Below are 14,781 nucleotides of genomic sequence, written 5' to 3'. Positions count from 1 at the left end.
CTTTGATCAAACGAAAGAAAGATGAATTGTCCAGAATTGACAGTTACCTGACCGGAGGCAATATCAATTTGAACCAACTCAGACCTGGAAACTACCCTATCCTGATTTAATGATAATCTGACTATAAAATCTTTTTATTCTATTTCTACCCAGTGGAACCTAAAAAAATCCTCATTCCCCTGGTTCAAAACTCCAAATACTATCTTACCCTTAAACGGAAAATAGAAACTTCCCAAATTGGATTCAATAGCTCTCAAATCATATTCTGCAATCTTTTTTAAGTTCTCAGAAAACAACTCCAAAGAGATGGTTTTAGAATCCTCACCTTCAACGATTCTAAACCAATACGTCTTATTTAATCTTAAAATAGGCCCGAATCTTACATCTGAATTCCAATCATATGTAACCTCAAGATATTCCTTAAGATCTTTAAGTACCGTTGATTTTAAGGGAATTTTCTTCCTATTTTTAAACAGATTTGATTTAAAATCAAAATCATTTTGAATTTGACTTTCTAAAGTAATTGTGCTAATTCGATTAAAAAAAGGATAAGAAATGATGAGAAGAGAATCATTTAAACTTAAATATGGAAAATATAAATTCTCTACTCTATTCGGACCATTTTCAAAAACCAGACGATGTGAATCCATCTCACTATTCGCAAAATCAAATGGTATTTTAGTCAAAGTGGATGAGATAAAATCATATTCAACCAATAAAAATTCATTGGAAACAAAATCTTGGATTATCAGATAAATCCTGCACTTCTGAAAGGAAGAAAACTGAAACATTTTATTTTTAACTTCTCCACCTCGAATTGAAAAATATGCATTCATATTTCCCAAATGGCTTGATAAATCTAATTTCAGAACCTCTTCACCACGCTCATGAAATAATTTATTACCTGCGAGATAGACCTTACCGCATCCTCCAGAGGAAAAAAAAGTAAAATCAGGAATACTCTTTGGGCCTTCAAATGGCAATTGGGATCCAGCTTTTAATACCAATCCATTTTCTTCAAAATCTAAAGTATCTAAGCTCCTAATAAAAGGATTAAATAGAAGGTATTGTGAATAATTAGCATCTATAGGAGCCATTTGATAATTCAATTCAGCAGATAACCCTGTTTCCACAAAACTCAAACTATCTTCCTCGCTTACAGTCAATTTTGGAATATGTACCAAGGAGTTTTCCCTGGTACATGAAACGAATATCAAAATTAAAATTAATGTTAAGGAGATTCTCATTAATTAATACAACTACTATTTGGGCCATCCTGAGGAACAGTAACCGTAAGAACCTGATTATTATTACAAAGGTCAACAATATAAAAATCTCCTGCGCAACAATTTGCAAAAGCATCAATAATCATATCATTAGTCGAATCAGGACCACATGAATTCCAATAAGACTGTTGGCATGGATATCCTGATAAACAAATCAGTGCAAAAGCTAATAGCAAACTAAATTTTTTCATTCTTTTTTTAAATTTTGACGTTAAATCCAATCCAGAACCAACCCTTGGCTCTGCAAAAAATCCAGACTCCGGCGCCGACCTTGATCTTTCGTTGGTAAGTTTACATTTGAAAAAAAAATAAGTGTAGTTTTTAAATATTTTTCCATTTTTATGTAAGCAGTTGATTTTCAATGATAAAATTTTTAGTTGGTAATGCTAACAGACTGGATAAAAGCTAATTAGGTTATTTCTGAAAAGGAAACTAAACCCTCTGCGAACCTCCTTGGCTTAATAAAAATTATTCTCCAATCGGAATCAAAAGGCATATAAGGAATAAAGACCTTCACAACCCTCTTATTTCAATTCTTTCAATGGGAAAATATTTATCCAATACGAATCCGATTCCTTTCTATATTGAAACACATTCCCCCTTTGATCAAATGAGAGGAAGATAAATTGTCCTGAATGGACTGAAGCCTGACCTGAGGAAAGGTCTACATGAACCAACTCGGACTTTGAAACTACCCTATCTTGGCTTAAGGATAATCTTCGAAGCAATAAGTATAATTTTCCTTGGGTATAATAAAAGTCATATACCTGATCAGATCTGCTCGCCAATTGTTCCTCCGGACTTAATCTGAAATAGTCATCAGGTGTTGAAAATGGATAAGGCTGCTTGTATTCCAAAGAAAACTGGGCAGGGTGCAACTTGACATTTTCTCTCAGCTTCCCTTGTCTATCGAGAATAATAAACTCTTGATCGTAAGGACTTAAAATAAATATGGCGGAAGAATTTGTTCGGATTAAATGGGTGTTCGCCGGATAAAGTGACTCTTTCTCATATAGAATAGAAGCTGTGTTGGATTTTAGGTCATAGGCCAAAAGCTCCAATTGATTGGGTTTTTCTAAGCTTGGATAAGAAACTAACCCTAGCTTATCTTCAGACAACAAAAATCCATCGAATACCTCCACTGTATTCTTCAATCGAATAGGCAATTTGGAGCTTTTGTTTCCTTGAAAATCAAGTTTAGTCAGCTGGTGTGGGGAAGATTGAATGACCATCAGCCCATCTGCATAAGAAAACATCCTCTTAGAGTTGGCCCCATTTCCCATCATCGACCTACCATTGTAAATGATTTTGGTATTAAATTCTTCAAACAATAAGGAGTCTTTTTTATAGCCTTGGATCAAAGCCTTTAAGTCTTTGTTTAAGAAGAAAATGCTATCATGGTAAACTACATCCACTTCCCAAGGATCAGTAATTTGCTCAACTTTTGTTTGGTCAAAAATTTCGTCTTCTGAATTTAATTTTGGCTGACAACTGAAAAGCACAAAAAAAAATATAAAGAACTTCAACCTATTTTTTTTCATAGATAAATGTCATTTTATCTTTCAGGTAGGGTTCTCCAATCCTCAAACTATCCCAGATATATTTCTGGTCGGAAAACTTCATGAAAATCTCAGCTTTTTTCCTGCTTCGAGATAGAATTAAGAGCGTGGCCTCTTTTCCTATCCCCTGACTTTTTATAAACCATTCATTTTCACTACTGCAAGTATTGCAGCGGTCAATATCCACTATCAAAATAATCCCTTCATGGTTGATTCTATACTTTTCATAAACTAATTCCTTGAGATCTTTATTGTAAGCGTTAGTGCAAGAACCAAAAAAAAATATCCAGAAAATCAAATTAATCAACCAGCGTAAAGAGATCATATTCAACATAATTTTCATTCAATTCTCGATATTGGGGATTAATTTTGGGAAGAAATATTCCTTTAGCTGTTGAAAAAGCAACTCTAGGATCATGAATACCTCCCTTGAAGCCAGTAGAGCCTAAATATTTGCGAGATCGAAGATCATATGACAAAATCTCAAAATCTTTGACCAAATAGGGGTTAGAGTTTCCATACAAGATATCCTCGGGATTGGCCATAGGAAGGAATCTGATTCGATGGAGAATTGAGTCCTGAACCATCATATTGCCATAAACATAGCTCTTTGCATTTAAAATAAGCTGCTCTTCCTCCGTCAATCCACTTACTTCTAGTATTTCTATCGGCTTTTCTTTTCCTAAATAAATTTTATCAACCTCTACTTTTCCTAACTTTTCCGAATATAGATATACGGTATCAGACATATTCCAGGAGTATAGCCAATCACTCGGCCCAGTTTTTTTTCTATTTAGGGTTTGACTTAAAAACATCTTATTCCCCTGATATATCCCAGGTTTTTGAATAAAATCGATTGGCTTGAAAGTACCATTAATCAAATCAAGTTCATACTCCACAGTATATCCGTCCGGAAAATAGTCCGTGGACAAAGGATTGACAGTGAAATAAAGCTTATTCCCGAAAATGTAGCTAGGGCTTTGTCCGGAACTGTTATGGTTTACAAAAGTGCCTAAATCCAAACTGATCTCCCCCACATTTAGCCTGTCTACAAATTCTCCCTTTTGATTAATGATCATACCACCCCTTAAACTAAATTGCGGCAAAACATATATACTGTCAGTATTATGGTAGATAAACGAATACAATCTCGGCATTCCTTCTGGGCCTGAATTCTTAATTATAATCCGATCGATCAATTTCCCTTTTTGGAAATCATAAAAATCAAGGGAATAATTCACTGAATTCAAAACAGCCAACGTGTCCTCACCAATTGGCCTGACATTAAAAAACTCGTAACTGGATAACTCATCCAATTCCAGTTTGTAAGTATTAACTAATTTTAGATGACCGGATATATCAGACTGAATAGACTCAAATTTTGATTCCCTGCATCCAAAGACACTTCCAAAAAGAAAACAAAGGAATAAGTAGTAGGATATCTTCATGCTGATTTTTGATAAGTAGATACCCTGGCTCAAAAATGGGCCAGGGTAAAAGATAAACAGATTTAAGGATTCCAATCGTCTGTACAAATTGTCAAAGGACAATCAGTGCCAGGGCCCTGACAAGGGGTAGGATCTTCAGACAATCGTCTAAAGGTGAATGTATAACATTCATCTTCACCCGGAAGAGATGCTTGGGCTATTGCAGGATGGATAGAATACCCAAAGAGCCCCAAAATGAGAAGCCCAAAAACAAGTTTTTTCATTTTTTAAGAATTAATTGGTTAAAATCTCCCCAGAACCAACCCTTGGCTCTGCAAAAAATCCAGACCTGCGCGACGACCTTGATCTTTCGTTGGTAAGTTTACATTTGAAAAAAAAAAAAAAACAAGTGTAGTTTTTAAATATTTTACCATTTTTATGCAAGTAGTTGATTTCCAAGGATAAAATTTTTAGTTAGTATTGCTAACAGGCAGTAAATCAAGGACTAGCCTAGGATCTAAAGAAATCAATTCACCTGCGGTCGCTTCCTTTTCAGAAATGCATCAGCTTGGGGAGTTCAAAGACTTCGGGAAAAGACAAACGCTAGCTTGGAATCGTAGTTGGTCATTTCCTAGGATCAGAAGAAAAGAGTTCCGATTCAGGCTCCACTTTTTTTAAACTGAAATCAACCTCTCTTTTGGGACTTGGAACTCCTCGATAGAAAGGCCTAATTCTCAAGCCAGGGTGCTCCTTATCCGCATAGTACTCCACCAAGCGATCCAGTTGGTCCAAGTCCACCGTCTCGATGCGCACTTTGGCCAGTCCGTCCTGAATCATTTCCAATCGAGTCGCCGCAGCCCGAGACAGATCAATTTGACGTTTAGAATAGAGGGGAAGGCGATCATTGATGCGGACTACAACCGATAAGCCATTCTTTTGGTTGATCACGCGCACCCAAGTTCCCAAAGGCAAACGCTTATGAGCTGCGGTCATGCTATCCAAGGAAAAAACCTCCCCACTGGCGGTCTTTCTGCCATGAAACCTCCGACCATAAAAGCTAGCTGTCCCTTCTTGAATCAACAAAGAATCCACTTGAGCATAGGCTTCCATCCCGATTAGGGTGAGCAGAAATAAAAAGACAAGTCGGGTGAGCACAGACTAAGCTAGCATTTAATGTGTTTATTTTTTGTTTTTTATTTGCCACATTGAATCTCGCATGTCTTATCATCATGTCAATTTGTAACATGGTCATCATGCTCGATTTACGACCCATTTTTCAATAAAAGTGCCAATTCTTGTCTGAGCTTTACTTTGGGTTGGAGAACCTAGCCTCTTAACCTATCTTAGTACCTATACTTTAGTCAATTGTCCTAGTTGCAATTTTTGAGTCTATCTTCTTTTCCCTTGCCTCAAATTGATTGCCTTACCTGTGGACCGTTGACAATGGGCCGTTGACTAAGAAAACCAATGAAAATCCTCCACACCGCCGACTGGCACTTGGGCAAGCGCCTGCAGGAATACTCCCGACTCGAGGAGCAGAAGCTCGTCCTGGACGAAATCTGCCAAATCGCCGATCAAGAGCAAGTCGATTTGGTATTGCTTGCAGGAGATATTTTTGACAGCTTCAACCCCGCCCACGAAGCGGTGGAGCTACTCTACAAAACCCTACGCCGACTCTCTAAAAACGGGACCCGACCCATCCTCGCCATCTCTGGCAATCACGACAGCACCCAGTTTGTCGAGGCACCCGATCCATTGGCCAGAGAATTGGGGATATTCTTCTACAGCCGATACGATAGCGTGATTCCCTGCGGAAAGCTGGACTCAGGCGTGGAAATCCGGAAATCCGAGAGTGGATTTGTGGAGATCCAACTGCCTCAGGTGGACTTCCCAGTTCGGGTGATCTTGGCCCCCTACGCCAATGAGGTCAGCCTGCGCACTTACCTCGGAGAGGAAGATCGGGAAGCCGAATTCCGGAAAATCCTTTCTGCCAAATGGCAGGAATTAGCTGATCGACATTGCGATGAAAAGGGACTGAATCTCTTTGCGGGCCATTACTTTTTTATGAAGGAAGGAGAAAAACCGGAATCCGAACCCGATTCAGAGCGTCCCATCCTGCACGTGGGAGGAACGCAAGCCCTTTTCACCCAAAACATCCCCTCCCAAATCCAATATGCCGCATTAGGGCACCTCCACCGCTACCATTCCGTGGGACATGACTCCATTCCGGTCGTGTATTCGAGTTCTCCCTTGGCCTATTCTTTTTCGGAAGCCGATCAGGAGAAAAAAGTAGTCCTGATCGAGGCCCAGGCTGGAAAGCCGGTCAGCTATCGCCCCATCGGACTCAAGCAAGGCCGACCGCTGTATCGGGTGAAGTTTGATAACTTGGCCGATACCCTTATCTGGCTGGAAGCCAATCCCTACTGCTTTGTGGAAATCACCTTTGTGGCCGACGAATCCATCGATGCCACTACCCGAAAAGCCATCCTAAAAGCCCACGACGGCATCGTCAGTCTAATCCCGCAACTCAAAAATGGAGGCGTTCAGGAATCTTTTGCACTCCATGTGGATGACTTGGGCAAGGACATGGAGACACTTTTCCGCCTTTTCTACCAAAGTGAAAAAGGGCAGGAGCCCAATGCCCAACTGCTCGGACTTTTGAGAGAAATAATCAGCCAAACCGACCCCGCATGATCCCCGTACGACTGGAAATCGAAGGCCTTTACTCCTACCGTGAGAAGCAAACCGTAGAATTTGAAACGCTGACTGCTGCTGGACTTTTTGGGATTTTCGGGGCAGTGGGCAGTGGCAAATCATCCATTTTGGAAGGGATTCTACTCGCACTCTATGGCAGCACCGAGCGCTTGGCCGCTACCGGAGAGCGCTCCTCCATGCTCAATCTGCAGAGCGATCACCTACTGATCAACTTTACTTTCCGTGCCGGAAAAAACAATGCCCAAACCTATCTCGCCCGCTATTCAGCGAAGCGGAACAAGAAAGACCAAGAAAAAATCGATACCGGAGAGCATGTATTTTACTGGTTCAAGGAAGGCCAATGGGAAGCAATAGCCGAAAAGGCTGAAACGGTCCTTGGCATGAGCAAGGAGCACTTCAAGCAGACCATCATCATCCCACAGGGCAAATTCCGGGAGTTTATTGATCAGTCTCCCAAAGAGCGGGCGGACATGATGCAACAGCTGTTTGGCTTGGAGCGATTTGATCTTTCCGCCAAAGCAGGAGAACTGAGAAAAGCTGCCGAACTGGAAAAAACCCGCCTGAAAGCCTTGTTGGACAATCTGGAAGGCATTTCCTCAGAAAGCCTCAGCGAAAAGAGGCAGGAAACTGCCGACTTGGAAACTGAGAATCAAAAGGCCATCCAAGCTTTGAAAGAAGCAGAAGAAGAATACCGCAAACTGGAGCTCACCCGTAAGTCATTCCTTCAGCTGGAGGAAATCAAAACCCAATTAGTCCATTTGGAGCAAAAAAGCTCTGAAATAGAGGAAAAACGCCAGCTCCACAAAGAGTTCATCACTGCCAAAACCTACCTACGTCCGGTTTGGGATCAATTGCAGGACAGGAAAAAAGACCTGGAAAAGTACGAGGTCAGTCTGACGGATTGCGAGCGGTTCAAGGAGGGGTTTGTAAAGGAAATCGCCCAATTGGAAGCCGAAGAACTCGAGCTTCGCAAAAAAAACGAGGAGCGCCCTGCCCGGGAAGCTAAAATCCGGGATCTGCGGAAAGTCATCGAAATTCAGGAACTAAGCCAAAAACAGGAAGCTGCCCAAAAGCAGATGGAAACGCTTCAACCCGAATTGGAAGCAAAAAAAGCCGAACTGCTGCAAGTTGAGTTGGCTATTCAACAGCTCGAAAATCAATCTGAAACCCTGCCCTCAGCCGATCCGGAGCTATTGTCGGAGCTGAAAAGCATACAGAATCAATTGAAAACCAACGAGGAGCGGATGAAAGATTTGCTCCGGATCAAGGGGAATTTTGAACAGGAAGAGAAGAAAATCAGAACGCTCCTGACGGAAATCAATCAGCAAATTCCGGCAGGTGAAAAAAGTCTGGAATCCTGGACTCAGACCCAAAAGTCCGTCATTTTCACTATCGAAACCGAGCGGGAAAAGCTCCTGAGAAAACAAGGCTTGAATACCCATGCCCACCTGCTCACCGACGGAGAACCTTGTCCACTTTGTGGATCTCTGGAGCATCCTTTACCTCTCGAAGGTCAGTCCGATGAAAAAGAGATCAAAGCCAAAGAGTTGGAGATCAGCAAGGAGAAAGACAACCTGGAAAAGATCCTGGCCTTGATCCAAAGAGAAAAAGTGGAGCAAAACAACTTGGAAAACCTAGGGAGAAATCTCCAAGACAAGCTGAAAGAAATCAAGATTATCGAAGGTCAACAAGCTGATTTTTGGAAAAAACTCAAGCAGAAAACCATTCCAACGGAAGTGGAGTTGGCCGAACACATCTCCCTACTGGCTCAGGCTCACAGCCAAAAAGAAAGCCTAACCCGGCAAATCCAAACTCAACGAAAAGCTTGGAATTTGGGACGTGAAATCGCAGAGAATGCTGAAAAACAACTCCAATCAGCCCAAATAGCGGCTCAGGATGTCTCCTCCCGAATCCAATCCAAGCAGGAGGAAATCAAAGACCCGACCTTTTGCAAGCCTTTTTTTCAAAAAGAGCCCCTTTTCATTCAAACCGCCATTGCCAAAGTCGAACGGGATATCGAAGAGGCTGCCGAACTCCTTGAGGGGAAAAGAAAACATCTGCAGGAGCGAAAAACTGCCCAAACCAGAAACCTGTCCGACATTGAAAATTACAGAAAGCTGATCGAGGAAAACAGGGAAAAGATCTCTTTGCTGAGTACAGAATTCGAGCGATTGAAAAGCGAGTATGGATTCTTGGATGAGCCCGGACTGATTCGACTTTTCCATCATTCCTTGGATGCTGAAAAAACGGCGCTGGAAATCCAGCAATTCGACCAAAAACTGGCAATCACCCGCTCCAAGATGTCCGACCTACAAGCGGAAGCCGGAGTCCTTTCCTTTTCTGAAGAGGTCTTCCAGTCCAAAAAAGAAAAGCTTGAACATCTTCGAGAGCAATCAAAAACCCTTCAAAACCAACTGCTTCTCCTTCAGGAATCCATCAAAGAAATGAAGCAGAAATTGGAAGAAAAGGAGAAACTGAGTCAAAGCTTTTTGGAAATCGAAAGCCGGGAAACTGGTCTGAGAGAGCTGGAGAGGCTCTTTTTTGGAAAAGGCTTTGTCAAATATGTCAGCTCGATCTACCTCCGTGAGCTCTGCAACACGGCCAATCTGCGCTTCATGAAGCTGACCAAAAACAGCCTCAGCCTCGAAATCGATGACAACAATACCTTTTGGGTGGTGGACTATCTGAACGGAGGCAAGAAACGATTGCTCAAAACCCTCTCCGGAGGGCAGACTTTTCAGGCTTCACTTTGTTTGGCTTTGGCCTTGGCCGAAAAAGTCAAAGCACTCAATCAAGCCGATCAGAGCTTTTTCTTCCTGGATGAAGGGTTTGGAGCCTTGGATCGGAATTCACTTCGGGTGGTGTTTGAGACACTCAAAGCCCTGCGCCATGAAAATCGGGTGGTGGGCATCATCAGCCACGTCGAGGAATTGCAGCAGGAGATTGGAGTCTTTGCCCAGATCGAGCTGGATGCGGAGCGCGGGTCACAAATCCGGTATTCCTATTAGTTTTTGTCACAAAGTATACTGTAGGAAAATGGAGGGCTCGAACTTTTTTAACCGCGAAGTTCCAAAGGAAAAAAAAGGTCTCAAAGGGGCTTTTACTTGTTAGTATTTGAACCACATAGTGTCAACATAGCCACATAGAAATATGCCTCCAAGGCTAAAAAGCTATGTTTTTCTATGTGACTAATGGGGTTAAGAAAAATAGTTGTACTGACTCTCTGGAACCTGAATCATTAAGGATATCTGCCACAAAGTCTCCAAGGTGGAGAATTTTAACAGCCCAGATTTTAAAATTAGATGGAGACCAAAAAGGGTATCTAGCAATAGTAGGTCTATTTGGATACCAAATCCGTGAGAATCTGTGTCTTTTTCTGTGTAAATCTGTGGGAAACTTTTTCCTAAAAACCATAGAATCTCTTTTCGTGCCTTCCAGCTTTTGTAGCTAACTCAATCTATTGAGTAATTTTACTCATCATATTGAGTAAATTTCAAAAAATGATTTCAATAAATTGAATATCAATTACTTGTGAAGTAATTTTTAAGCAAAAAGACAGCCAAAGGACTGTCTTTTAAGCATATAAATCCAATATATCCAGCTGAAGGAAGTCTTCCCAGGGAATCCCGTCGGTGCCGATCACTAGGGATTTTTCAGGCCGGAAAGCCTTGGCAAATGCATTCAAGCCAGCCAACCCTCCTACTTTGGAAGTTTTTACTTCAAGAGCTATGATTCGCTTTTGGTATTCGACGATGAAATCTACCTCGTCATTCCCTTCACGCCAATAGTAGATATTCAGCTTTTTGATCTTGAAGGATTGATTAATGAGATGTACTCCCACGGCAGACTCAACCCAGCGTCCCCAAGCCTTATGATCGGCTCTCAGCGTCTCGAAGGTTTCATTGGAAATCCCCGACATGATGGCTGTATTGTGCACTTGGAATTTGGGACTGGAGGAGCGCTTTCGCACCAGATTGGGACTATACTTTTCCAATCCTCCCAATAAACCTGCCTCATTGAGCAAAACAAGGTAATTGGCCAAAGTGGTGGTATTGCCGGCATCAGCCAGCTGTCCCATGACTTTGGTGTAGCTGAGCACCTGCCCGGAATAGGATGATCCAATCTCAAACAGACGCTTCATCAGCGCGGGCTTATCCACACGAGTCAGCATGAGAATATCACGGGAAATGCTGGTCTCCAAAAGGGAATCCCGCACATAAGCCTTCCAGCGATCTTCGTCCTCCTTCAGCGTGATGGCACCGGGATAGCCTCCGTACCAGATATATTCATCCGGAGACAAGCCGAAAGCAGCTTTCATCTCCCGATACGACCAATGTCCCAGGTACATGGACTCAAATCTGCCTGCCAGAGACTCGGTCAATCCTTGCTGCAGCATCAGTCGGGAAGAACCCAACAGAATCACCCGAATGTCCCGCTCTTCCAGAGTGTCTCGATCCCATTCGGCTTTGACCTGTTCGCTCCAGTTGTCGATTTTTTGTACTACATCGATGACCAATAGATAGGGAGAATTTGGGGAAATCAATTGTTTGGCGCGTGCATTTTCCCATTGCTGAGAGATCCAGACCTGATCGGTGGCAGCTACGGCATCTGCTGCTACCAAAGCATGAGGATAATTCAGATCACGAAGGATTTGCCGCACCAAGGTAGTCTTACCTACCTGCCTTGGGCCATAGATCACTTGGATAAACCTTCGGGGTTCATCCTGTAGTCTTTTCTGTATGATCTCTTTTTCAGCTCGTTGGTAGCTCATCTCTATATTTACTCATTTCACTGAGTAAATTTACTCAATATATTAAGTAAATTCCAATTAATTACTTCATTTAATTGAATACCAATTACTTACAAAGTAATTTTTAGCCTTAATTATAGACGAAAAGGCAAAAAAATACCCCGACAACCTGCCGGGGACTTTTTAAACTAAATAGACCTTACAAGAAAATCTACACATCCGCGAAAGGGCTGATTTTACTTTTCCCCTCAGATGAAAATATGATTATTGACCCAGTCGATCTCTTCCGCTCTTATCGTATGATCCGGATCATCGAATAACTTTACAGTCACTTCTGCTCCCATTTGCCTGAGCAATGCCGCAGAATCTTGGATTCTAGAAGCAGGAACGTGAAAATCTCTGTTACTGCTACCGATAAAAACCGGAGTTTGCTGAAAGTCTCCAGAATAATTATCCGCCCTAAGCTTTTCTCCAATTAACCCTCCGGTGAATGCAACCACTCCTCCCAATTTTTGGGCATTTCGGGCTGCAAATTCCAAACTCAGGCAAGCTCCTTGGGAGAATCCTGCCAAAACGATTTTCGAAGCAGGAATACCGGAATCCAAAATCTCAGCAAACACCTGATGCAACATTTCAAGCGCTATTGTTAACGCAACTTTGTTGCCTTCATCTGAAGCCATAAAACCAAACGGATACCAAGAATTTCCGTTGGCCTGAGGAGCCAATATTGCATAATCGGTCAAATTCAGGTGTGAACTTAGGCTTAGGATACTATCAGCGGTTGCTCCACGGCCGTGGACAAGTATGATCGCTTGCTTTGCTTCTTGAAGTGAAAGCCCTTTTTTGATCACATTATTCATATTTTCCGGGATTTAAGGTGACTGGTACTAGGCCTGCTTCAATACGCTTTCTACTGGGTTCGGCCCATTCCGGAAGCTTGAGCAATTCTCCCAAATGCGCTTCCTCTTCGTCAATTGCAAATCCGGGTTCGTCGGTAGCAATTTCAAATAAAACTCCCCCCGGTTCGCGGAAGTAGATTGACTTGAAATAGTTTCGGTCTTTTACTTCTGTGACCTGATATCCATTTTGCATCAGGATTTCCTGAATTGCCAATTGACTTTGGGTATTGGCAGTCCGAAAGGCAATGTGATGTACCGTACCGGCACTTTGCATGCCCCGATTTCCGCTTTTGTCGATCAGGATGTCTACGATGTCCCCAGGCATGCCTTCTGTACCAAAGCGATAGCGGTCGCCTTCCTGACCAATAAACTTATAGTCCATATGACGGGTAAGAAGCTGCTCGGTGAGCTCTTTAGCTCTAAGGTTTAAGGTAGCTCCATAAAAGCCTTTGATAGCGTGTTGAGCCGGTATTTGACCATAAGTCCAACCCGGTCGATCGTCCTGATTATTGGAGACCAGTTCGATTCCCATGCCGTCGTGGTCTTCAAATCGGATGAGCTTTTCTCCAAATCGAGTCAAGATGTCAGATACCGCCACAGCGTGGCGCTTCAATCTCCCAATCCAGAATTCTAAAGAATCCTTGCCAATGGAGAAGGAGGTATAAGTCAACTCCCCCGTCCCCTTGGTCCCTCTTCTTGCTCCTTGAAATGGAAAAGTGGTAAACACGGTGCCGGGCCTGCCCAATTCATCTCCAAAGTAGAAGTGGTACACATCAGGCGCATCGAAATTGATGGTCTTTTTGACCAATCGAAGGCCCAAGACGCCGGTGTAGAAATCAATGTTTTTCTGTGCATCACCCGCAATTGCGGTAATGTGATGTATTCCTGTGATGTAGGGTTTCATGGTATTGTGGTTAAAATAGACTAGGCAATTAATGGGTAAACAAAACCCCGAGGGTTTAAGCAACCTTCGGGGTATGAATCATAAACCTCAAAGGTTTGTTATGCTTGCTTCACCAACTGTACGCTGAGGATCAATCGAACCTGGTCGCTGACTACTACGCTTCCTGCTTCGGTAATAGCTGACCAAGAAAGACCAAAATCTTTTCTGTTCAGCTTGCCTTCAATTTCAAATCCTGCCTTAGTTTGTCCATAGGGATCTCCCACTACTCCTCCGAAGTCAACCGAGAGTTCAATAGCTTTAGTGGTGCCTCTCATGGTCAAATCACCCTTCAGCGTGTAGTCACCGCCATCATTGGCAAGAGTGCCTTCAAAGCTCAATTTAGGATGATTGGCTGAATCGAAGAAATCTGCTGACTTTAGGTGATTATCCCTATCGGTCTGATTGGTGTCGATGCTGTCGATATCAGCAGTGAAGGCCACTTTGGCTCCGTCAAAATCCTCAGAACCTACCTCGGCACTTCCTTCAAATTTTTTGAAATAGCCGGTCACGGTAGAAATCACCAGGTGTTTTACTTTGAAAGATACCTCTGAGTGGGTAGGGTCAATAATCCATTTTGTTGTGCTCATTGTTTTGATTGGTTTAAATTGATTGAATAAATTGTTTTAACATTATTTGTATATACACTTATAAGGACAAATTTTTTACCCTCTTAGTTTATCCAGCAGAAAGTTGAGTTGGTTTACTTCATCTTTATCCAGATTGATAAATTCTCGATTGGCAATTTCTACCTGCCTTTCCAAGGATTGAAGCAGCTGTATTCCCTTTTCAGTGATTACTACGTCCACTTGTCTGCGGTCGGTAGGACACTCTTCCCTTCTGACCATCCCTTTGGTCTTCAACTTTTCAACCAATCGTGAAGCATTGGACATTTTGTTCAACATTCGGTCTTGGATGGAGGACACGGTCGTTGGTTGCCCATTTTGACCTCTGAGAATCCGAAGCACATTGTACTGCTCGGGAGAAATATCACAGGGTTTGAACAGGGCACTTTGGGCAGTGACCAGATAGCTATGCGTATATAGGAGGTTCACCACCGCCTTGTTGTAGGGATCTTTGAATTCCCTCTGCTGGATCGCATCTTCTATCTTTCCCATTTTTGATACATTTGAATTTAATGTATATACATTTAATTTAAGGAAAAGGTTTACTTATTTTGAATAACTTTCGAAAAAGTGCCATAA

General features: G+C 42.3%; 12 protein-coding genes. 2 read left to right on the top strand and 10 right to left on the bottom strand.

Annotation, left to right across the window (positions count from 1 at the left end; all coding sequences use genetic code 11):
• Window positions 1–134: 134 nt before the first annotated feature.
• From AAA943_RS04690 to AAA943_RS04670, 5 genes are all read right to left on the bottom strand, one after another.
• Window positions 135–1,184: a hypothetical protein gene (locus AAA943_RS04690; protein WP_338223072.1), complete on the bottom strand. Its 1,050-nt coding sequence runs from the start codon at window positions 1,182–1,184 to the stop codon at window positions 135–137.
• 62 nt (window positions 1,185–1,246) lie between these two features.
• Window positions 1,247–1,648: a hypothetical protein gene (locus AAA943_RS04685; RefSeq protein ID WP_338223071.1), complete on the bottom strand. Its 402-nt coding sequence runs from the start codon at window positions 1,646–1,648 to the stop codon at window positions 1,247–1,249.
• A 162-nt stretch (window positions 1,649–1,810) separates the two neighbouring features.
• On the bottom strand, window positions 1,811–2,701 hold the full coding sequence (locus AAA943_RS04680; RefSeq protein WP_338223070.1) for a hypothetical protein: 891 nt from the start codon (window positions 2,699–2,701) through the stop codon (window positions 1,811–1,813).
• A gap of 443 nt (window positions 2,702–3,144) precedes the next feature.
• Complete coding sequence (locus AAA943_RS04675) at window positions 3,145–4,086, bottom strand: DUF4221 family protein (RefSeq protein WP_479374281.1); 942 nt, start codon at window positions 4,084–4,086, stop codon at window positions 3,145–3,147.
• Window positions 4,087–4,896: 810 nt separating this feature from the next.
• Entirely contained in the window at window positions 4,897–5,427 is a 531-nt protein-coding gene (locus AAA943_RS04670) for a septal ring lytic transglycosylase RlpA family protein (protein ID WP_338223068.1), read from the bottom strand.
• Between the two features lie 312 nt (window positions 5,428–5,739).
• Here AAA943_RS04670 and AAA943_RS04665 point away from each other — a divergent pair, with 312 nt between their 5' ends.
• Both AAA943_RS04665 and AAA943_RS04660 read left to right on the top strand, forming a co-directional pair.
• Entirely contained in the window at window positions 5,740–6,966 is a 1,227-nt protein-coding gene (locus AAA943_RS04665) for an exonuclease subunit SbcD (RefSeq protein WP_338223067.1), read from the top strand.
• Window positions 6,963–9,995, top strand: a complete 3,033-nt coding sequence (locus tag AAA943_RS04660) for an SbcC/MukB-like Walker B domain-containing protein (protein WP_338223066.1) — start codon at window positions 6,963–6,965, stop codon at window positions 9,993–9,995. Before AAA943_RS04665 ends, AAA943_RS04660 begins: the two co-directional genes overlap by 4 nt.
• Window positions 9,996–10,561: 566 nt before the next feature.
• On the opposite strand, the gene AAA943_RS04655 is transcribed toward AAA943_RS04660, so the two are convergent.
• The 5 genes from AAA943_RS04655 to AAA943_RS04635 all read right to left on the bottom strand — a co-directional run bounded on the left by AAA943_RS04655 (window position 10,562) and on the right by AAA943_RS04635 (window position 14,694).
• A complete protein-coding gene (locus AAA943_RS04655; RefSeq protein WP_338223065.1) occupies window positions 10,562–11,758 on the bottom strand; it encodes an ATP-binding protein in 1,197 nt (398 codons plus the stop codon).
• 227 nt (window positions 11,759–11,985) lie between these two features.
• Window positions 11,986–12,597 carry an alpha/beta hydrolase gene (locus AAA943_RS04650; RefSeq protein WP_338223064.1) on the bottom strand — a complete coding sequence of 204 codons (612 nt, stop codon included), beginning with the start codon at window positions 12,595–12,597 and terminating at the stop codon, window positions 11,986–11,988.
• The gene (locus AAA943_RS04645) at window positions 12,590–13,540 is read right to left on the bottom strand and encodes a ring-cleaving dioxygenase (protein WP_338223063.1); all 951 of its coding nucleotides are present in this window, start codon (window positions 13,538–13,540) and stop codon (window positions 12,590–12,592) included. Before AAA943_RS04645 ends, AAA943_RS04650 begins: the two co-directional genes overlap by 8 nt.
• A gap of 98 nt (window positions 13,541–13,638) precedes the next feature.
• Entirely contained in the window at window positions 13,639–14,166 is a 528-nt protein-coding gene (locus tag AAA943_RS04640; RefSeq protein ID WP_338223062.1) for a YceI family protein, read from the bottom strand.
• 75 nt (window positions 14,167–14,241) lie between these two features.
• On the bottom strand, window positions 14,242–14,694 hold the full coding sequence (locus AAA943_RS04635; RefSeq protein ID WP_338223061.1) for a MarR family winged helix-turn-helix transcriptional regulator: 453 nt from the start codon (window positions 14,692–14,694) through the stop codon (window positions 14,242–14,244).
• Window positions 14,695–14,781: the final 87 nt, after the last annotated feature.

The sequence above is a fragment of the Algoriphagus confluentis genome, assembly GCF_036245625.1.
Lineage (GTDB): Bacteria > Bacteroidota > Bacteroidia > Cytophagales > Cyclobacteriaceae > Algoriphagus > Algoriphagus confluentis.
This window is presented reverse-complemented; position numbering and strand designations above follow the sequence as displayed.

Excerpts from the sequence above, each read along its gene's own strand:
- AAA943_RS04665 (WP_338223067.1), top strand. The coding sequence starts at position 5,740 with ATGAAAATCCTCCACACCGCCGACTGGCACTTGGGCAAGCGCCTGCAG.
- AAA943_RS04660 (WP_338223066.1), top strand. The coding sequence starts at position 6,963 with ATGATCCCCGTACGACTGGAAATCGAAGGCCTTTACTCCTACCGTGAG.
- AAA943_RS04655 (WP_338223065.1), bottom strand. The coding sequence starts at position 11,758 with ATGAGCTACCAACGAGCTGAAAAAGAGATCATACAGAAAAGACTACAG.
- AAA943_RS04650 (WP_338223064.1), bottom strand. The coding sequence starts at position 12,597 with ATGAATAATGTGATCAAAAAAGGGCTTTCACTTCAAGAAGCAAAGCAA.
- AAA943_RS04645 (WP_338223063.1), bottom strand. The coding sequence starts at position 13,540 with ATGAAACCCTACATCACAGGAATACATCACATTACCGCAATTGCGGGT.
- AAA943_RS04640 (WP_338223062.1), bottom strand. The coding sequence starts at position 14,166 with ATGAGCACAACAAAATGGATTATTGACCCTACCCACTCAGAGGTATCT.
- AAA943_RS04635 (WP_338223061.1), bottom strand. The coding sequence starts at position 14,694 with ATGGGAAAGATAGAAGATGCGATCCAGCAGAGGGAATTCAAAGATCCC.